This window comes from Roseicyclus sediminis (genome assembly GCF_025515305.1).
Classification (GTDB): Bacteria; Pseudomonadota; Alphaproteobacteria; order Rhodobacterales; family Rhodobacteraceae; genus Roseibacterium; species Roseibacterium sediminis.
On the sequence record NZ_JAOPHT010000004.1, the window covers coordinates 32,027 to 50,215 of the forward strand.

Genomic DNA, 18,189 nt, shown 5'->3' on the forward strand with positions numbered 1-18,189 from the left:
CGTTGCCCGTCGGCCACGTCTTCGGAGAGCTGGCCCGGCAGGGGGGTGACCGATCGGGTCTTGTCGGGTTTCGGTGTCGTCTCCGGGGACGAACACGGGAGGCCCGAATGAAATGCACGGCACTCGCAGCGGCGTTCGGTGTCGGTCTGGCCGCGATGGCCGCGGCCCACACCGGTGTCCGGAATACAGCGGTTCTCGCGCGCATGGACAACATGACGGCGATGGCGCGGCAGATGGAGGTTCTCGTGCCGATGGTGCGCGGAACCTCCTCCTTCGATGTGGAACGGGCGCGCGCCGCGCTGAACGAGCTTGCGGCCCTTTCCGAGGCCTCGGTCGACCTTTTCCGAGCCCCCGAGACAGATCCCCGGACTGAGGCGCGCCCCGAGATCTGGGAGAATTTCGACGATTTCGAGGGGCGTGCGCTGGAGCTCGCGGCGCTGGCCCGTGCCGAGGCGGTGGGCCTGCCCGACACGCGCGCCGCACTCAGCCCCGTCGTGGCCCGGATCGGCGAGAGCTGCTCGGGCTGCCACGAGATCTACCGGCTGGAGAACTGAGCAGGCCGGACGCCGGGTCAGGCGCTCCGGAGAACGCGTTCGAGACGGTCCTTCAGCTCGACCCGTTCCACCGGTGTCAGGAAGGCCCCGAGTTCCACCTCGCGGCCGCCGCCCGACAGCGTCAGGTAGTTCGGGACCGGCCCACCCTTGGAGTGGAGCGCGACGCGCACCCAGTAGGGGTTCGCTTCCCAGTCCAGCGGCGTGCGCCTCCGCGGCTCGTGCCGCTCGATCCGGATGAGGTCGTCCCACAGCGTGACTTCCTCGTAGAGCTCCCGGTCGCGCCACGACCGTTTCAGCGCCACCCAGATGGCCCAGACCGCGGCGACGATGAAGGGGAGAAGCGCCCAGAATACCGCGGTTCCGAGGATCGAGAAGAGCGGCACGGAAATCAGCGCCGCCGTCACGCCGATGAACCAGACGAAGCCCTCGGGCGTGAGCGACTTGTGCGGAGTCAGCCTGAGCCGCAGCCGCGGCGCGCCGCGCCCGTCCGCCTCAGGCGAAGAGGCCCCGGGCGATGCCGGGGCCTCTGTCGTTTCGGTCAGGATCGGCATGGGCCCATCAGTGGTGCGGTTGCCTGTCCCACATCTCGCGCGTCGGAAGCTCTTCGAAGGTGTGCTCCGGCGGCGGGTTGGGCAGCGTCCATTCCAGCGTGTCGGCATGCTCGCCCCAGTAGGCCGGCTCTTCCACGCGGCGGCCGTACTTCAGGGCATAGAAGACGACGCCGATGAAGAAGATGAACGAGGCGAAGGAGATGAATGCGCCGATCGACGAGACGTAGTTCCAGAGCGCGAAGGCGTCCGGATAGTCGATGTAGCGGCGCGGCATGCCCTGGCGGCCGAGGAAGTGCTGCGGGAAGAACGTCAGGTTCGCACCGATGAAGAACGTCCAGAAGTGCAGCTTGCCCGCCCATTCGGGATAGGCCCGCCCGCTCATCTTGGTGAACCAGTAGTAGACCGCCGCGAAGATGCCGAAGACGGCGCCGAGGCTCATCACGTAGTGGAAGTGCGCCACGACGTAGTAGGTGTCGTGATAGGCCCGGTCCACGCCCGCCTGGGACAGGATGATCCCGGTCACGCCACCCAGCGTGAAGAGGAAGATGAACCCGATGGCGAACAGCATCGGCGTCTTGAAGCTGATGGAGCCCTGCCACATCGTGGCGATCCACGAGAAGATCTTGATGCCCGTCGGCACCGCGATCACCATCGTGGCGACCATGAAGTAGGCCTGCTGGGTCAGGGTCATGCCCACCGTGTACATGTGGTGCGCCCACACGACGAAGCCGAGGCCGCCGATCGCCACCAGCGCGTAGACCATCGGCAGGTAGCCGAAGATCGGCTTCTTCGAGAAGGTCGAGACCACGTGGCTGATCACGCCGAAGGCCGGCAGGATCACGATGTAGACCTCGGGGTGCCCGAAGAACCAGAAGATGTGCTGGAACAGGACCGGGTCGCCGCCGCCCGAGACGTCGAAGAACGTCGTCCCGAAGTTGCGGTCCGTGAGCAGCATGGTGATCGCGCCCGCCAGAACCGGCAGTGACAGGAGCAGAAGCCACGCGGTGACGAAGATCGACCATGCGAAGAGCGGCACCTTGTGCAGCGTCATGCCCGGCGCACGCATGTTGAGGAAGGTCGTGATGAAGTTGATCGACCCGAGGATCGACGAGGCGCCCGAGACGTGGACGGCGAAGATCGCGAAGTCCACGGCGCGGCTGGTCGGTGCGTCCTGCCAGGAAAGCGGCGGGTAGAACGTCCAGCCCGGACCCGCGCCGCCGTCGATGAAGACCGCGCAGAAGGCGAGCGCGGTGCCGGCGACATACATCCAGTACGACAGGTTGTTCAGCCGCGGGAAGGCCATGTCCGGCGCGCCGATCATCAGCGGCATGAAGTAGTTGCCGAAGCCGCCGAAGAGGGCGGGGATGACGACGAAGAACATCATCAGGACGCCGTGGCCGGTGATCAGCACGTTCCAGAGGTGCCCGTCCGCCTGACCGTCGAGCTGGTCCTTGAGCCCCAGCAGCGCCGAGGCTTCGCCCGGGTTCGCGCTGGCTGCCAAGGTGTCGAGGGTCTGGATCACGTCGGCACGAAGTGCGCCGTCCACCACGAGACGCGCCTCCTCGCCGGCGCCCGACACGGCCGCCATGAGCGTGCCCTGCAAGGCCGAGAGCTGGTCGGCGAAGGCGTTGGTTCCGCCGCCCGCGGTGGCGAGTGCCTCGCCCACGCGGGTGAAGAGGTTTTCAAGCGCGGCCGGCGAGCTTTCGAAGGCGAGGTACATGTACTGCACCCCCGGCTCCATCAGCTCCATCCGCATGTACACCGTGAAGGCGACCGAGATGAGGCCCACGAGGCCGGCCGTGAAGAGGTAGAGGATGCCGATGTCCTTGTGGTTCGTGGACATGAACCACCGGGTGAAGAACCCCGGCCGCTCGTGATCATGTCCCGACAGCGTGGCGTCTGCCATGGTCGTCTCCTGTTCTGCTGTTGAGCAGGGGAGCCTTGACGGACTCCTCCCTCGCGTTCTTGGATAGTTATTAGAAGGCGGTGGTTGACATGGCAACGCGGTCCGCGTCGGAAAGCCGCGACACAAGGTGGGAAAAATTGTCCCAGATCAATGTGAAGGCGGGGTTTTTGGGGCTTCGGGTGGTCCGTGCGGCGCAGGGTCGCACGAGGTCCGGCGAAGCGCTGTTCGCGATCAGTCGGGCCCGAACACTTCGTTGAAGCCCCGTTTCAGCGCCACATCGAGGTCTGCCATCGTCACCGGCAGTCCGAGATCGACCAGACTTGTCACCCCGTGCCCCTCGATTCCGCAAGGAACGATTCCCTCGAAATGGTTCAGGTCCGGTTCCACGTTGACCGAGATCCCGTGGAAGGTGACCCACCGCCGGATGCGCACGCCGATGGCCGCGATCTTGTCCTCGCGCGGTGTGCCGTCGGGCAGGGGTGGCTTGTCGGGGCGGGCGACCCAGACCCCGACGCGCCCCGGCCGCACCTCGCCCCGCAGGTTGAACTCCGCCAGGGCCGCTATGACCCAGGCTTCGAGCCGCTGGACGAAGGCGCGCACGTCGCGGCCGCGTGTGTTCAGGTCCAGCATCACGTAGGCCACCCGCTGCCCCGGGCCGTGATAGGTATACTGACCGCCGCGCCGGGTCTCGAAGACGGGGAAGCGGTCGGGGTCGCGCAGATCGGCGGGGTCGGCGGAGGTGCCCGCGGTATAAAGTGGCGGATGCTCCAGCAGCCAGATCGCCTCGCCGGCCTCGCCCCGCGCGATGGCCTCGGCGCGCGCCTCCATGAACGCCACCGCCTCGGCGTAGGGCACGGGCGTGTCTGAGGTGATCCATTCCACCATGCGGGCGTCCTCTGGCCTCAGCGGGGCAGCAGGCCCGCGTCCTTCACGGCGGGCATATGCGACCGGCTGACGGGAATGTCACCCCCGGCGCTCATCGAAAGGATCGCGCGGTCGCCCTCGCGCCTGGCCGCCCGCACCGCAGCCGTTGCCACCCAGTGCGAGCGGTGGACCCGAAGGCCCGGCTCAGGCGCGGTCTCCCGGATGGCGTCGGACAGGCGCATGAGCAGCATGTCCTCGCCCTTCACGGTCCTGACGCGGACATAGTGATCCTCCACCGACAGAGCCACGAGCGCGCCGCGCTTGTCCAGCGGCAGGCGGTCGAGGATGGCGGGCGCTGCCGTCTCGGGCGCAGAGCGGCTGCGGTCCATGACGCCCGAGACCATCTGGACCGCGCCTGCCGCGAGTGCGGCGACGGCGAAGATCGTCAGCACATCGCCGATCCGGCCGTCGCCGTCCGGAAAGCTGCCGAAGGCGAACCGGTTCACGCCGATCACGATCAGGGTCACGGCAAGCGCGATGGCCAGCGGAAGGACGGCCTGCGCGACGCGGTGCGCAAGACGCGGGCGCAGCGCGACATCGACCGCGTAGCCGGTGGCGTATGTCGCCAGCACCAGCGCGCTCCAGTAGAGCGCGCGCCCGCCGAGCGGGAGACTGGCATCGGTGCCGAAAGGGGCGACGAGCGTCAGCATCGCCGAGATGGCGAGAAGCGTGCCCAGGGTCACGGGACTGGCGAAATGGCGCCGCAACTCGCGAAGCGCGGTCTGCGGTTGGCGTCCGTTCACGAAGTCTCTCCGTTGGTTGCGCATGGACACTGGCGCCCGGGCGCCGCCGTCGACGAGGAGAGTGGCATCCCCCGGCGCAACGCACAACCGCGCCGCCGGGACAGGACCGACAGGACAGTATCAGGAAAGGAGACGCGCCATGTTCGATCCCGCACCGCTCGCTGGGCTGCCGCCCGCCATTGCCCTGCATCTGGGGGGCGCCATGGCCGCACTCCTTATCGGTCCCATCAGCATCTACCGGCAGCGGCGCGACCGGTTGCACCGCATCGCCGGATACGCCTGGGTCCTCGCGATGGCGGGCACGGCGGTGTCATCTTTCCTGATCGACGCGTTCGTCCTGCCGATCGCGGGCGGGTTCGGCGCGATCCACCTGCTTTCGGTCTGGGTCCTGTTGAACCTCTTGCATGGCGTTTGCGACGCGCGGGCCGGCCGGATCGCCGCGCACCGGGCGCGGATGCACGGCCTCTACTGGCAGGGGCTCGGCCTTGCCGGTGTCCTGACGATCCTGCCCGGGCGGACCCTGAACGAGGTCTTCCTGCCCGACCGGCCCGATGCCGGCGTCTGGATCGCCGCGCTCGGCGTGGCGGCCCTTCTTGCCGGGCCCTCGCTTGCCAGGCGGCTGCGGCGCAGGCCTTCCGCGGGGTAGGGTTTTCCTGATCCCGGCCATTTTTTTCTCGGCCTGACCGGAGCCTGTGATAGACTTTGAGCAGTATTGAAGTTGACCGAGTTTACCTGGAGGGAAACATGATCGGCAAATTCCTGACATCCGCGAGCCTCGTTGCCGCGCTCGCGCTCGTGCCGGCCGAGAGAGCCGAGGCCGATGCCGGCGAATTCATCGGCGGCGCCATCATCGGTGGCATCATCGGCTATGCCGCCGGCCAGAACCAGGGGCAGCGCACCCGCACCACCGGCACCCGCGTCGTGCGTCCGGGCATCCCCGCGACCCAGCAGGGCCGCGAGACGCAGGCCGCGCTGAACTACTTCGGTTACAATGCCGGAACCGTCGACGGCCAAGTCGGCCCCGGCACGCGCTCCGCGATCGAGCGCTACCAGGCCTCGATGGGCTACCCGGTGAACGGGCGCGAATTCGCGAGCTACCAGTTCGACTTCCTGATGGACGCCTACTACTGGGCGACCCAGCAGGGCGGCGCGCAGCAGACCGGCCTCAGCGGCCAGTCGCTCCTGTTCGCCTACCGCAACAGCCTGCAGGGCGGCCCGGTCCAGAGCGTATCGCCCGCGCCTCAGGTGCAACAGCCCGGCACGACCGTGATCGTGAACCCCGGTCCGCAGACGCCGGTGCAGCCCGGTACGACCGTCGTCGCCGCGCCGGCTGCGCCCTCCGCCGGGGCGACCGGTGGCCAGTTGCCCAACCTCTTCGCCAACAGCCAGCCGCGCATGTCGCTGGCCAATGCTTGCAACGCGGTCATGCTGCAGACGTCGTCGAACGGCGGCTACGTCACGCTGGCCACGATGAACGATCCCGGCCAGGCGCTGGGCGAGCAGTTCTGCGTCGCGCGGACCTACGCCATGGCGCGCGGGGAAGAGCTCATGGGCCAGATCACCGGCCTCACCCAGGCCCAGATCGCCGAACAGTGCGGCGCCTTCTCGTCGATGCTCTCCGGCGAAGTCGACCGTGTCTCGCTGATCGAGCAGGCGGCGCTGACGGCCGAGATGCAGGAATTCGCGGTGGGCACCGGAATCGCGCCGGGCGATCTGGCCGCGACGAGCCGCGTCTGTCTGGCCGTGGGCTACGCCCAGGACGACATGCGGATGGCCGTGGGCTCCGCCCTGATGCTGGTCGCGCTGGGCGAGCCGGCCTACGGCGAGCTGCTGGGCCACCACCTGCGCGAGGGCTTCGGCACCAACAGCCGCCGCGATCTCGCCATGCAGTGGTACGAGGCCTCGATCTCGGCGCTGGAGCAGGGGGCGGAGCCCGCCTTCATGCCGGGTCAGCCCGAGCGTCCCGCGCTCCTGCGGGCGGCCACCATGCAGCTTGGCCAGGGAGCGGCGATGCCTCAGCCGGTTCAGGCGCAGCAGCCCGCCGCGGCGCTGCCGACGTTCCGCGTCAACCAGTAAGGCCCTTTCGAAGTGCCATGGAGGGGCGGGTCCGATGCGACCCGCCCCTTCTTTTTCGCGCGGATTCCGGTGCCCTGCGATTTTTGTTCCGACCCCCTTCACAAGGCCATTCGCCTCGGCTAAAGACCGCCCGACTACCTGATCACGTGCGGTCGTGGCGGAATTGGTAGACGCGCAGCGTTGAGGTCGCTGTGGGGTAACTCCCGTGGAAGTTCGAGTCTTCTCGACCGCACCATTCTTCTCGCAGAGCCAGTGACACGGCCACCTGTCGAACGGGTGGCGATCCCCCGTCCTCGCCCGCCATGGATGTCCTGTGGCGCCACGAGCGGGAGGCGGCGCGCGCGTCCCGGATCGGGCGCATCCTCGATGATCGCCAGGCGTCGCAAACCGGCGGCAAGGCCGGTCGATCGCATGGAAAGCCGCCGCTCCCTCGCCACTTTATTCATCCTGAACAGACACTTGTCGCCGGTCACGGCGTCTTCGCGACCCTGTCCGAGAAGGACGGTTGCACAGGAACCCCATGCTTGTTTTACTAAGCGCAGCCGAAGGACACATTCGGCACCACAACAGGGGGAGTGAGGCTTGACCTCCCAATCCAACGACGCGTTCGTTCAATTCGACCGCGTGCAGAAGAGCTACGACGGCGAAACGCTGGTCGTGAAGGACCTGAACCTTTCGATCGGCAAGGGCGAGTTCCTGACGATGCTGGGGCCCTCGGGTTCCGGCAAGACGACCTGTCTGATGATGCTGGCCGGGTTCGAGACAGCGACCCACGGCGAGATCACGCTCGACGGAAAGCCCATCAACAACATCCCGCCGCACAAGCGCGGCATCGGGATGGTGTTCCAGAACTACGCGCTGTTCCCGCACATGACGGTGGCCGAGAACCTCGCCTTCCCGCTCGAAGTGCGCGGCATGGGCAAGTCCGATCGCGAGGAGAAGATCACCCGCGCGCTCGACATGGTGCAGATGGGTCAGTTCGCGGGCCGCCGTCCTGCGCAGCTTTCGGGCGGGCAGCAGCAGCGCATCGCGCTTGCACGAGCGCTCGTCTTCGAGCCGGAACTCGTCTTGATGGATGAACCGCTCGGCGCGCTCGACAAGCAGTTGCGCGAGCATATGCAGTTCGAGATCACCAACCTTGCCCACCGGCTGGGGATCACCGTTGTCTACGTGACCCACGACCAGACCGAGGCGCTGACGATGTCCGACCGCGTCGCGGTGTTCGATGACGGCCGCATCCAGCAGCTCGACCCGCCAGACATCCTTTACGAACAGCCGCAGAACAGTTTCGTCGCGCAGTTCATCGGCGAGAACAACACGCTGCACGGCACCGTCTCGAAGATCGAGAACGGCCGCGCCGAGGTGACGCTCGACGATGGCGAGGTGATCGACGCAGTGCCGGTGAACGTGGGTTCCGTGGGAGAGCGCACGCTCATCTCGATCCGGCCGGAGCGGGTGGAATACAACCGCGACCGCCTGAGCCCGGATGCGCACACGATCCAGGCCGAGGTGGCGGAGTTCATCTACATGGGCGACATCTACCGCACCCGCCTGAAGGTGGCGGGCCGGGACGATTTCATCATCAAGACGCGCAACGCCCCCGATCAGCGCCGGCTGCAACCCGGTGAGAGGATCGAGATCGGCTGGCGCCCGCAGGATTGCCGGGCGCTCGACGCATGAGCCTGGTTCGGCCGCGTCGAAAAACTGCGTCGCGGCCAGCCCAAGACCAACAAGAACGATCCCGAATTCGGGGGACCCAACAAAGTGCAACAAAAAGAGGTACTGTAATGAAACTCAAGAGCCTTATGCTTTTGACCACCGGTGCGGCGCTCGCGGCACCCGGCGCGATGGCCCAGGACATGGCCGACAGCATGACCCTGGTCAGCTGGGGCGGCGCATACCAGTCGAGCCAGATCAACGCCTATTCCAACCCCTACCAGGAGGCGAATGAAGGCCTCGAGGTCATCTGGGACGAAAGCTCGTCCGAAGCAGTGGCCCGCCTGCGCGCCATGAACGAGGCCGGCAACGTGACCTGGGACCTCGTCGACGTCGAGGCAGCAGACGCCATCCGTCTTTGCGACGAAGGCCTGGCGATGGAAGTCGATCACGACGAGATTCTGGCCCCCGCGCCCGACGGCACCTCTGCCAGCGACGATTTCGGCGACATGATCGTGTCGGACTGCTTCATCCCGCAGATCGTGTTCTCGACCGCCGTCGCCTACCGCACCGACCTCATGCCCGAGGGCGTTGCCGCGCCGACCGGCGCCTGCGATCTGTTCGATCTCGAGACCTATCCGGGTCGCCGTGCGCTCAACCGCAACCCGATCGCGAACATGGAATGGGCGCTTCTGTGCGACGGCGTCGCCTACGAGGATGTCTACGACATGCTCGAGACCGAAGAGGGCATCGCCCGCGCCTTCGAGATGCTCGACGCGATCAAGGACGAGACCATCTGGTGGACCTCCGCCGCCGAGGCGGTGCAGCTGCTCGCCGACGGCGAGGTGGTGATGGGCACCTCCTACAACGGCCGTTGGTTCTCGGCCATCGCCGAGCAGGGCCAGCCCATCGCGATGGCCTGGGAATGGCAGATGCTCGACCTCGACGGCTGGGTGATCCCCGAGGATCTGCCGGAGGACCGTCTCGCACGCGTGCTGGACTTCCTCTACTTCGCCACGGACACGCAGCGTCTCGCCGACCAGGCGGCCTACATCTCGTACGGCCCCGCTCGGGCGTCCTCGGCGCCGCTCGTCGGCAACCACGCCACGCTGGGCATCCCGATGGCGCCGCACATGCCGACCGATCCGGCGAACGCCGAGAACACCTTCGTCAACAACTACAACTGGTGGGCGGATTACCGGGACGATCTCGATTCCCGCTTCCAGGCGTGGCTGGCTCAGTGATCGCCGCAAGGTGACTTGAAAAGCGGGGTGGGCGGACGCGCCCACCCCAAGCAAACCGCACTGCAGGGGGCAATCCGCCCACCGCCACCCGACACCCGCCACGCAACAGGACGAGGCCCCGGATGCCAAAAGGCTACATCATCGGACAGATCACCGTAACGGACCCCGAGGGCTATCCCGAGTACGTCCGGCGCGACACGCCGATCCTCGAGAGCCACGGCGCGAAGTTCGTGATCCGGGGCGGACGCTCGGTGGTGAAGGAAGGCAAGGCCGGCGATCGCCACGTCGTCATCGAGTTCCCCAGCTACGAGGCAGCCCTGGCCGCCTACGACGACCCCGATTACCAGGAGGTCGCCGAGATCCGCCGCCGCTGCGCCGAGAGCACCATAATCATCGTCGAGGGTGTCTGAATGAGTGACGCGGCCGCAGGGACCGGCACCGGCAGCATCGGACAGGCCGCCGCACAGGCGCGCCGGGCGGAGGCGGAGGCCACCGGCCCTATGCTCGCCGCCGACGGCCGACCGCTGAAGGTAAGCCTGAACCGCGCGCTGCGGGCCCAGAAGCTTCGGGCGCTGGCGCTCATCGCGCCACTTCTTCTGTTCATCCTCGTGACCTTCGTGGCGCCCATCGTCGACATGCTGTTCCGCTCGGTCGAGAACCAGATCGTCAGCGAGACGCTGCCGCGCACGGTCGTGGCGCTGGAGGAGTGGGAAGACCATTCCGAGTTGCCGCCCGAAAACGCCTTCGCGGCCCTCGCCTACGACTTCATGGAAGCCGCCGAAAAGCGCAACCACACCCGTCTCGGCAGCCGCCTGAACTACGAGACGACGGGACTTTCCTCGATCTTCCGCCGCTCGGGCCGCGGGATCGACGACGTCGGCGAGACCTATGCCGAGCAGTTCATCGACCTCGACGCGGCCTGGGAAGAGCCCGCCACATGGGTCTCGCTCATGGCCGATCCGGAATGGATCGAGGCACAGGCGGAGTGGGCGGCCGAGGATGACCGCGACGCGGCCGAGCCCCGGTTCCGCCTGGCCCCCGGCGTTGCAGACCTGCTGCCCGAGACCGCCAGCGCCTATCGCGGCTTCGCCCTGACGATCCAGAGCGAGGACGAGGACAGTCCGACCGCGGAAGAGCCGTGGAACACGGTCTACCTCGCGCTTTACCGCGACCTGTCGATGGGGGCGGACGTGTCCGGCTATACCGGACCCGGCGCCGACCTCCTGAGCGAGGCCTCGGCCGCCGTCGCGGGTTTCGAGACGCTCGATCTCCGCGGCGCCTTCGCCGATCTCGATGACGGCTGGGTGGAGCTGCCCGTCTGGGAGACGATCGAAGCCTTCTCGGACCCCTACACCGCCGGTTATTTCCTTGCGGCCGTCGACCTTCAGCTGACGCCTCAGGGCATCGAGGTGCAGCCCGAGGAACAGCGGATCTACATTCTGCTCTTCCAGCGCACGATCTTCATGTCGCTGATGATCACGATCAGTTGCGTCCTGCTTGGTTATCCGATCGCCTACCTTCTCTCGAACCTGCCGATGCGGGCGTCGAACCTGCTGCTGATCCTCGTCCTGCTGCCGTTCTGGACCTCGCTCCTTGTGCGCACCTCAGCGTGGAAGGTGCTCTTGCAGAACGAGGGCGTGATCAACGATCTCCTGGTCTGGTCCGGGTTGATCGCGGACGACGCCCGGCTTGCCCTGATCAACAATCAGACCGGCACGATCATCGCGATGACGCATATCCTGCTGCCGTTCATGATCCTGCCGCTCTACTCGGTGATGAAGACCATTCCGCCGTCCTACGTGCGCGCGGCCAAGTCGCTCGGCGCCAACAACTGGACGGCCTTCTGGCGGGTCTACTTCCCGCAGTCGGTGCCTGGTATCGGGGCGGGCTGCATCCTCGTGTTCATCCTCGCCATCGGCTACTACATCACGCCGGAACTGGTGGGCGGACGCACCGGCACGTTCATCTCCAACCGGATCGCCTTCCATATCTCCGACAGCCTCAACTGGGGTCTCGCGGCGGCGCTGGGCTCGATCCTGCTCGCGCTCGTCCTCGTGCTCTACTGGCTCTACGACCGGCTTGTGGGCATCGACAACGTGAAGCTGGGGTAGAGACATGGATCACAAGCTTCCCCCCTACGCCTCGACCGGCCACAAGCTGTGGTTCTACGGGTTCCGCGTTCTCTGCGGGCTGATCTTCTTCTTCCTGATCGCCCCGATCCTGATCATCATCCCGCTGAGCTTCAACGCCGAGAACTTCTTCACCTTCACGCCCGGGATGCTGGCCTTCGACCCGGACGCCTATTCGCTGCGCCACTACCAGGATTTCTTTACCAACCCCGACTGGCAGCAGGCGCTGTGGAACTCGGTGCGGATCGCGCCGGTGGCCACGGTCATCTCGGTGACGCTGGGAACGTTGGCGGCCATCGGGCTCAGCCAGTCGCACGTGCCCTTCAAGGGCGCGATCATGGCCATCCTGATCTCGCCGATGATCGTGCCGCTGATCATCTCGGCGTCGGGGATGTACTTCTTCTACTCGCGCGTCGGGCTTCAGGGGACCTACTGGGGCGTCGTGCTGGCCCATGCGGCGCTGGGCATCCCCTTCGTCATCATTACCGTGACGGCGACCCTTGTGGGCTTCGACCGCTCGCTGACGCGGGCCGCGGCCTCGCTCGGGGCGAACCCGGTGACGACCTTCTTCCGCATCCAGATGCCGTTGATCCTGCCGGGCGTGATCTCGGGCGGGCTGTTTGCCTTCATCACCTCCTTCGACGAGGTGGTGGTGGTGATCTTCGTGGGCTCGGCCAGCCAGCAGACGCTGCCGTGGCAGATGTTCACCGGCCTGCGCGAACAGATCAGCCCCACGATCCTCGCGGTCGCGACGATCCTCGTGGTGGTGTCGATCATGCTCCTGACGGCGGTCGAACTTCTCCGCCGGCGGTCCGAGCGCCTTCGGGGCATGTCGCCGGGCTGATCCCTTAAAAATCCGAACCGGGCGTCACGACGGCGACCCAATTCGTCCCTGTGGCGGCCAAGATCGGCCCTTACAGCCGGACCCGTGGAAAGCGGCGAACGGTGTAATGGCCTACACGATCTACATGCTCCCGGAAGGGCAGATGACCATCTCGGGCGGGGTGCTCGATGGCGTCACGCAGGGCGACGGCAGTCACCTTTTGGGGGCGAGCATCACGCTCAACTCGAACGACTGGATGGCGATCGACGTCACCGACAACGACCCCGATTTCGATGACAACGATGGGAACCAGCGTCTCGGCACCTCGGTTACCGTGGATGGCGTCACCTATTCGGCCGGTTCGCGCGTGGAGGCCGAATATTCGCTGACCGTGAGCGACGGGACCAACAGCTATACGCTGGTCGCGTTCAACTTCGCCACGACAAGCCCGGCCTACGCCACCATCGAGGGGTTGGCCTTCATCGGTCCTACCGGGGGGTTCCCGCCCATTGGCGTCCCCCTCAACGTGACCGCGTCACAGGAGTTCCCCTCCTTCGCCGCGCCGGAATACGCCAGTCCGATCTGTTTCGCCGCCGGGACGCGCATTGCGGTTCCGGGCGGAGAGGCGGCTGTCGAGACGCTGGCCCCCGGCGACCTCGTCCTGACGCGGGCGGGCGGGCCGCTTCCGGTTCTCTGGATCGCGTCGACCACCGTCCCCGCACAGGGTGCCTTCGCCCCGGTCGAGTTCGCCCCGGGCGCGGTCGGCAATACCCGGACGTTGCGGTTGTCGCGGCAGCATCGGCTGCGCTATTCCGGCTGGCGCGCCGAGCTTCTGTTTGGAGAGGAAGCGGTGCTGATCCCGGCGGCCCATTTCGTCGACGGGCGGAACGTGCGCGTGATCGAGGGCGGCTTCGTCACCTACTTCCACCTCATGCTGGACCGGCACTCGATCGTCTTCGCCGATGGCGCCGAGGCCGAAAGCTTCCTGCCCACGGCCGAGAACCTCGCCCGCATCGGACCTGCCGCGCGGGCGAGCCTTCTGTCGATCCGGCCCGACCTGGCGCGCGGAGCGGCCGGGTCCCTCGCGCATCCCGCCGTCGGGCGCCGCGAGGCACGCGCGCTTCTGGCTTCCTGAGCCGCAGCGCGCTTTCCGCCGGCGGACCTGCGTCCGGGAGTGGGGGGGCTGCAGTTGCCGGCCGCGCTCGTTTGATCTCAGTCATTCCCGCGCGCCCGCTGCTCGGCAAGTCTGACGCCATGCGAGTCTTCAGGCTTCAGGTTTCGGACGTCGGCGAGGTTCCGCCCGATCAGTTGGATAGGATCCTGAGCCGCTCCCTCGCCATCGCTTTCCTTGTGGGTTTCGTCAGCGATATCGTTTACAAGGTGCGGGCGGATCCGACGGCTGGGGTCCCCGGCCAACCCATTTCCGCCTTCCTCGCCATCTTCGAACTGGTGGCACTGTTTCTCGCCATGGGGCTTGGCATCAACCTGCTCCCTTCCCGCATCGCTCAGTCCCTTCGACACGGTTTCCTGGGGTATGGCGCGGCCGTGCTCGCCGGTGGCCTCGTCGGTGCCCTTCTCGGAGGTGTGTTTGGCTTCATGCTCGGCGGCTTCTCCCCGGATCGCGCCGCCTTGGTGGGCATAGCCGCGGGACACGGCGCCATCGTGTTCGGCATTCCCGCGTCCGTGCTCGTATGGTCGGGGCTTTGCGGTGCACGGCCCGATATCGCGAAGGCGGCACTGGGACGGGCTGCGTGGCTACGCTGGCCTCTCACGCTCCTTCCCTTCGCCACGCTGCCCTTGTGGGAGCCGTGGTTCTGGCCGATCATGTTCCAGTTCTGACTGTGCCGGCCCCCTCAGGGCAGGAGCGCGATCCACGCGGAGGCCGTCAGCACCGACAGGGCCGTCCCGGCCAGAACCGTCGTCGCCGCCACGCGCCGGGCCACGCCGTACATGTCCGCGAAGAGGTAGGAGTTTATCCCCGGCGCCATGGCCGCCGTCACAACGGCCGAGCGCAGTTGCGCCTCGCTCAGCCCGGCGACGGTGCTGCCCAGCGTGTAGGCGACTGCGGGGTGCAGAAGCAGCGCCAGCGCGCAGACGAAGGCGACGATCAGGGCGTCTCCCTCGGGCTTGTAGCGGTAGAGGATGCCGCCGAGCCCGAAGAGGGCGGCGGGCAGAGCCGCGCGGATCATGAGGTCGAGCGCGTCCTGCATGACGCCGGGAACCACGAGGCCGGAGAGGTTCACGATGAACCCGAGGCCCACCCCGATCATCAGTGCGTTGCGGAACATCGCGCGCACCACGAGACGCAGCGTGGCGAGCCCACGGACCCCGCCCGATTTCACGATCTCCATCGTGGTGATGCCCACGAGATAGCAGAACGGCGCATGCACCGAGACGATGGCGAAGTTCGCCGCCAGCGCATCGGCGCCATAGGCGCGTTCGGTGATGGGCAGGCCCAGCAGCACGCTGTTGGCGAACATCGGCACGAATCCGATGGCCACGCAGTCGGGCCAGGGCCGTCCGAAAAGGAACCGCGCGCCCAGCATTCCGAGAATGAAATTCACGGCCGAGCCGGCATAGAAGGCGCCCATCAGCGCGAAATCGAACTCCTCGCCGAGGTCCAGGCTGGCGACGCCCGAGAACAGGAGACAGGGAATGGCGAACTTCTGCGTGAAGACCATCAGCCCGTCGACCGCCGTGTCGGGGAAGAGCCTGCGCCAGACCGCGAGGTAACCGGCCCCGATCAAGAGGAAGACCGGCAGGACGACGCTTAGGATGCCGATCATCGGATGCGGTCAGACATCGTAGGAGATCACCATCCCGTCATGGGCGGGAACCACGTTTGCGGGCGTCTCCTCGAGAACGGTGCGGTAGTCGAGGTCGATATGCATGTTCGTCAGGACCGCCCGTCGCGGCGCGGCGCGTTCGATCCATTCGAGCGACTTCTCGAGATGGGCATGGCTCGGATGCGGCGTCCGGCGCAGCGCGTCCAGCACCCAGCAATCCAGGCCGTCCAGCGCAGCCCACGCCGCTTCGGGGATGTCGGAGACGTCCGGCAGGTAGGCGAGGTCGCCCACCCGGAAGCCGAGCGCGTCGATATTGCCGTGCTCGACCTCGAAGGGCCGGAGGGTGATCGGCCCGCCGTCGCCCTCGATCGTCACGTCGCCCTCGATCGCGTGAAGCGTCAGGATCGGGGGATAGGCGCTGCCCTTGGGCTGGACGAAGGCATAGCCGAACCGGTTCAGAAGGTCGTTCTGCGTCGGGCCGTCGGCCCAGACCGGCAGGCGGCGGCGCATGTTGAAGACGACCATGCGCAGGTCGTCGAGCCCGTGCACGTGGTCGGCATGGGCATGGGTGTAGATCACCGCGTCGAGCCGTCCGATGCCTGCGTCGAGAAGCTGTTGGCGGAGGTCCGGCGATGTGTCGATCAGGACAGACGTCACGCCGTCCTCCCCGAAACGCTGCACGAGGAGCGAGCAGCGCCGCCGCGTGTTCTTCGGCTCGTCCGGGTCGCAATCGCCCCAATGACCGCCGAGGCGCGGAACACCGCCGGAGGAGCCGCATCCCAGGATGGTGAAGCGCATCTCTCCCATGCTCAGGCCGCCTTCGTCCATGCGGCGGCCTTCCAGAAGAGCCGGTCGAAATTGGCCGTCGTCGTCGCCGCGAACTCCGCCTCGGACAGTCCGAAGACCTCGGCGCCGACGCGCGCGGTGTGCACGGTATGGGCCGGTTCGTTGCGCTTGCCGCGGAAGGGCGGGGGGGCGAGATAGGGGCTGTCGGTCTCCAGCAGGATGCGGTCGACCGGCGCGGCGGCGAAGATGTCGCGCAATTCGCCGCTCTTGGGGAAGGCCGCGATCCCCGACATCGAAAGGTAGAAGCCCAGATCGAGCGCGGCCCTGGCCAGTGCCGCCCCGGACGAGAAGCAGTGCATGACGCAGGTATAGGCACCGGCGCGATGCTCCTCGGTCAGGATGCGGGCCATGTCCTCGTCGGCGTCGCGGGAATGGATGATGAGAGGCAGGCCTGTCTGCCGCGCCGCCGCGATGTGGATGCGCAGGCTTTCCTGCTGCACCGACTTGCTCTCGGCGGTGTAGTGGTAGTCAAGGCCGCTCTCGCCGATGCCCACGAACTTCGGGTGCCGCGCGAGGGCCACGAGGTCCTCGACCGTCGCCATCGGTTCCTCGGCGGCGCTCATGGGATGGGTGCCTGCGGCCCAGAAGACGGGATCGTGCGCTTCGGCGATGGCGCGAACCTGCGGCGCGTTCCGCAGCCTCGTGCAGATCGTGACCATGCGCGTGACGCCCGCGGCCACGGCGCGCTCGACAAGCGCCGCGCGCTCCCCCTCGAAGTCGGGAAAGTCGAGGTGGCAATGGCTGTCGACGATGTGTGGCGGCAGATCGGGCATGGGTCCGGAACGGCGGTGGCTCGGGCTTGGGGTCAGGAGGCGGGCACGGCCAGCCGCGCGGCGGTCCGGTCGAGATCGAGGAACATATCGAAGATGAGCGCGGCAGGGTCAAGGTTGACCGCCCGCCCGCGCCGCGCCCGCGCGGTCAGCGTCGCGGCAAGCTCGGCCCAGTCCCGCGCGGCCCTTGCGTCCGGCGCGAGACGCGTAAGCATCCGGTCTTCGCCCGGCACGATGGGCTCGGGCGGTGCGCCCGTGGCCCCGGTCCGTGCGATCCGCGCCAGCGCCGTATCCAGAAGCGCGAGCGTCAGCTCGAAGCGCTCGTCGGCGCCGCGCGCCCCGGCGGCGTCCGAAAGCTTGAGCGCCGCCTGACGGTCCATTTCCGGCAGCCCCGCCAGAAGCGCCACGAGCGCGCCATAGAGACCGGCCCCGTCCCCCGAGAGGAGACGCACGGCCGCCCCGACCGATCCGCCCGACAGGGCCGCGACCGCCTTCGCCTCCGCCCCGTCGCCCGGGCTCTGGCCCGCGCCTTCCAGCGCCGCGGCGAGATCGGGGGGCGAAAGCGCGTCGAACCGCAGCGTCCGGCAGCGCGAGCGGATCGTCGGCAGGAGCGCCGAGGGTTGGTGCGCGACGAGGAACAGAACGGTATTCGCGGGCGGTTCCTCCAGCTCCTTCAGCAGCGCGTTCGCCGCGCTCGGGTTCATCTCGTCGGCGGCGTCCACGATCACGACCCGGCGCTGCCCGGCCTCGGGGGCCATGGAGAAGAAGCGTTTCACGCGCCGCACGTCATCGATACGGATCACGTCGGAAAGCGCCTTGCCGTCGTCGCGGGCGCTCCGCCGGATGAGGCAGATCGACGGCTCGGAGAGGGCCTGGATCCGTCGCGCCACGGGGTGCGCGGGGTCCACGTCGAGGCTGTTGGCGGGGGGCGGCGCGAAGAGCGCGCCCGCGGTCTCGAGCGGAGTGGCCACGAGATACCGCGCGGCCCGCCAGGCGAAGCTCGCCTTGCCCACGCCCTTCGGTCCGGTCAGCAGCCAGCCATGGGGCAGGCGGCCCGAGTTCAACGCGTCGAGAAAGGTCGCCTCGGCGGTGGCCTGACCGAAGAGCCGCAGGGTCTCGCGCGGGTGCGGCGCGCCGGGAACGCGGTCCGGTTCGGGGAGGGTGTCGTCGCTCATGGCCGA

At 67.5% G+C, this 18,189-nt stretch carries 17 protein-coding genes, 1 tRNA gene and 1 pseudogene; 11 read left to right on the forward strand and 8 right to left on the reverse strand.

Annotated features, from left to right (window positions below; genetic code table 11):
• The first annotated feature begins 107 nt into the window (after window positions 1-107).
• Window positions 108-554, forward strand: coding sequence for a c-type cytochrome (locus N8I71_RS07215; RefSeq protein WP_262877285.1), 447 nt, complete (start codon window positions 108-110; stop codon window positions 552-554).
• Between the two features lie 17 nt (window positions 555-571).
• Here N8I71_RS07215 and N8I71_RS07220 read toward each other — a convergent pair whose 3' ends face one another.
• The 4 genes from N8I71_RS07220 to N8I71_RS07235 all read right to left on the reverse strand — a co-directional run bounded on the left by N8I71_RS07220 (window position 572) and on the right by N8I71_RS07235 (window position 4,678).
• Window positions 572-1,105, reverse strand: coding sequence for a DUF2244 domain-containing protein (locus tag N8I71_RS07220; RefSeq protein WP_262877286.1), 534 nt, complete (start codon window positions 1,103-1,105; stop codon window positions 572-574).
• 7 nt (window positions 1,106-1,112) lie between these two features.
• A complete protein-coding gene (locus N8I71_RS07225; RefSeq protein WP_262877287.1) occupies window positions 1,113-3,011 on the reverse strand; it encodes a cytochrome c oxidase subunit I in 1,899 nt (632 codons plus the stop codon).
• A 231-nt stretch (window positions 3,012-3,242) separates the two neighbouring features.
• Window positions 3,243-3,917 carry a lipoyl(octanoyl) transferase LipB gene (gene lipB, locus N8I71_RS07230; protein ID WP_262877572.1) on the reverse strand — a complete coding sequence of 225 codons (675 nt, stop codon included), beginning with the start codon at window positions 3,915-3,917 and terminating at the stop codon, window positions 3,243-3,245.
• On the reverse strand, window positions 3,914-4,678 hold the full coding sequence (locus tag N8I71_RS07235) for a LytTR family DNA-binding domain-containing protein (protein WP_262877288.1): 765 nt from the start codon (window positions 4,676-4,678) through the stop codon (window positions 3,914-3,916). The genes lipB and N8I71_RS07235 overlap by 4 nt, the downstream gene beginning before the upstream one ends.
• Window positions 4,679-4,817: 139 nt before the next feature.
• Here N8I71_RS07235 and N8I71_RS07240 point away from each other — a divergent pair, with 139 nt between their 5' ends.
• The 10 genes and pseudogenes from N8I71_RS07240 to N8I71_RS07285 all read left to right on the forward strand — a co-directional run bounded on the left by N8I71_RS07240 (window position 4,818) and on the right by N8I71_RS07285 (window position 14,445).
• A complete protein-coding gene (locus tag N8I71_RS07240; RefSeq protein WP_262877289.1) occupies window positions 4,818-5,324 on the forward strand; it encodes a DUF2306 domain-containing protein in 507 nt (168 codons plus the stop codon).
• A 98-nt stretch (window positions 5,325-5,422) separates the two neighbouring features.
• A complete protein-coding gene (locus tag N8I71_RS07245; protein ID WP_262877290.1) occupies window positions 5,423-6,754 on the forward strand; it encodes a peptidoglycan-binding domain-containing protein in 1,332 nt (443 codons plus the stop codon).
• A 148-nt stretch (window positions 6,755-6,902) separates the two neighbouring features.
• Window positions 6,903-6,989, forward strand: a tRNA-Leu gene (locus N8I71_RS07250).
• A 347-nt stretch (window positions 6,990-7,336) separates the two neighbouring features.
• Window positions 7,337-8,434, forward strand: coding sequence for an ABC transporter ATP-binding protein (locus N8I71_RS07255; protein WP_262877291.1), 1,098 nt, complete (start codon window positions 7,337-7,339; stop codon window positions 8,432-8,434).
• 107 nt (window positions 8,435-8,541) lie between these two features.
• A complete protein-coding gene (locus N8I71_RS07260; protein ID WP_262877292.1) occupies window positions 8,542-9,654 on the forward strand; it encodes an extracellular solute-binding protein in 1,113 nt (370 codons plus the stop codon).
• A gap of 122 nt (window positions 9,655-9,776) precedes the next feature.
• Window positions 9,777-10,064: a DUF1330 domain-containing protein gene (locus N8I71_RS07265; protein WP_262877293.1), complete on the forward strand. Its 288-nt coding sequence runs from the start codon at window positions 9,777-9,779 to the stop codon at window positions 10,062-10,064.
• A complete protein-coding gene (locus tag N8I71_RS07270; protein ID WP_406676080.1) occupies window positions 10,065-11,765 on the forward strand; it encodes an ABC transporter permease in 1,701 nt (566 codons plus the stop codon).
• Between the two features lie 37 nt (window positions 11,766-11,802).
• Window positions 11,803-12,627: pseudogene (locus N8I71_RS07275) on the forward strand (ABC transporter permease); the annotation flags it as partial.
• Window positions 12,628-12,733: 106 nt separating this feature from the next.
• A complete protein-coding gene (locus tag N8I71_RS07280; protein ID WP_262877295.1) occupies window positions 12,734-13,741 on the forward strand; it encodes a Hint domain-containing protein in 1,008 nt (335 codons plus the stop codon).
• 71 nt (window positions 13,742-13,812) lie between these two features.
• On the forward strand, window positions 13,813-14,445 hold the full coding sequence (locus tag N8I71_RS07285) for a hypothetical protein (protein ID WP_262877296.1): 633 nt from the start codon (window positions 13,813-13,815) through the stop codon (window positions 14,443-14,445).
• A 14-nt stretch (window positions 14,446-14,459) separates the two neighbouring features.
• Here N8I71_RS07285 and N8I71_RS07290 read toward each other — a convergent pair whose 3' ends face one another.
• Genes N8I71_RS07290 through N8I71_RS07305 form a run of 4 tightly spaced genes read right to left on the reverse strand, consistent with a single transcriptional unit; the run spans window position 14,460 to window position 18,183 of the window.
• Complete coding sequence (locus tag N8I71_RS07290; protein WP_262877297.1) at window positions 14,460-15,392, reverse strand: AEC family transporter; 933 nt, start codon at window positions 15,390-15,392, stop codon at window positions 14,460-14,462.
• A gap of 9 nt (window positions 15,393-15,401) precedes the next feature.
• On the reverse strand, window positions 15,402-16,199 hold the full coding sequence (locus N8I71_RS07295) for an MBL fold metallo-hydrolase (RefSeq protein ID WP_262877574.1): 798 nt from the start codon (window positions 16,197-16,199) through the stop codon (window positions 15,402-15,404).
• 2 nt (window positions 16,200-16,201) lie between these two features.
• Window positions 16,202-17,011, reverse strand: coding sequence for a TatD family hydrolase (locus N8I71_RS07300; protein ID WP_262877298.1), 810 nt, complete (start codon window positions 17,009-17,011; stop codon window positions 16,202-16,204).
• Window positions 17,012-17,043: 32 nt separating this feature from the next.
• Entirely contained in the window at window positions 17,044-18,183 is a 1,140-nt protein-coding gene (locus N8I71_RS07305) for a DNA polymerase III subunit delta' (RefSeq protein ID WP_262877299.1), read from the reverse strand.
• Window positions 18,184-18,189 lie beyond the last annotated feature (6 nt).

What these genes read in the sequence shown, in the direction of transcription:
- N8I71_RS07215 (WP_262877285.1), top strand. Translation starts at nt 108, where the DNA reads ATGAAATGCACGGCACTCGCAGCGGCGTTCGGTGTCGGTCTGGCCGCG.
- N8I71_RS07220 (WP_262877286.1), bottom strand. Translation starts at nt 1,105, where the DNA reads ATGCCGATCCTGACCGAAACGACAGAGGCCCCGGCATCGCCCGGGGCC.
- N8I71_RS07225 (WP_262877287.1), bottom strand. Translation starts at nt 3,011, where the DNA reads ATGGCAGACGCCACGCTGTCGGGACATGATCACGAGCGGCCGGGGTTC.
- N8I71_RS07240 (WP_262877289.1), top strand. Translation starts at nt 4,818, where the DNA reads ATGTTCGATCCCGCACCGCTCGCTGGGCTGCCGCCCGCCATTGCCCTG.
- N8I71_RS07245 (WP_262877290.1), top strand. Translation starts at nt 5,423, where the DNA reads ATGATCGGCAAATTCCTGACATCCGCGAGCCTCGTTGCCGCGCTCGCG.
- N8I71_RS07260 (WP_262877292.1), top strand. Translation starts at nt 8,542, where the DNA reads ATGAAACTCAAGAGCCTTATGCTTTTGACCACCGGTGCGGCGCTCGCG.
- N8I71_RS07265 (WP_262877293.1), top strand. Translation starts at nt 9,777, where the DNA reads ATGCCAAAAGGCTACATCATCGGACAGATCACCGTAACGGACCCCGAG.
- N8I71_RS07270 (WP_406676080.1), top strand. Translation starts at nt 10,065, where the DNA reads ATGAGTGACGCGGCCGCAGGGACCGGCACCGGCAGCATCGGACAGGCC.
- N8I71_RS07280 (WP_262877295.1), top strand. Translation starts at nt 12,734, where the DNA reads ATGGCCTACACGATCTACATGCTCCCGGAAGGGCAGATGACCATCTCG.
- N8I71_RS07290 (WP_262877297.1), bottom strand. Translation starts at nt 15,392, where the DNA reads ATGATCGGCATCCTAAGCGTCGTCCTGCCGGTCTTCCTCTTGATCGGG.
- N8I71_RS07295 (WP_262877574.1), bottom strand. Translation starts at nt 16,199, where the DNA reads ATGGGAGAGATGCGCTTCACCATCCTGGGATGCGGCTCCTCCGGCGGT.
- N8I71_RS07300 (WP_262877298.1), bottom strand. Translation starts at nt 17,011, where the DNA reads ATGCCCGATCTGCCGCCACACATCGTCGACAGCCATTGCCACCTCGAC.
- N8I71_RS07305 (WP_262877299.1), bottom strand. Translation starts at nt 18,183, where the DNA reads ATGAGCGACGACACCCTCCCCGAACCGGACCGCGTTCCCGGCGCGCCG.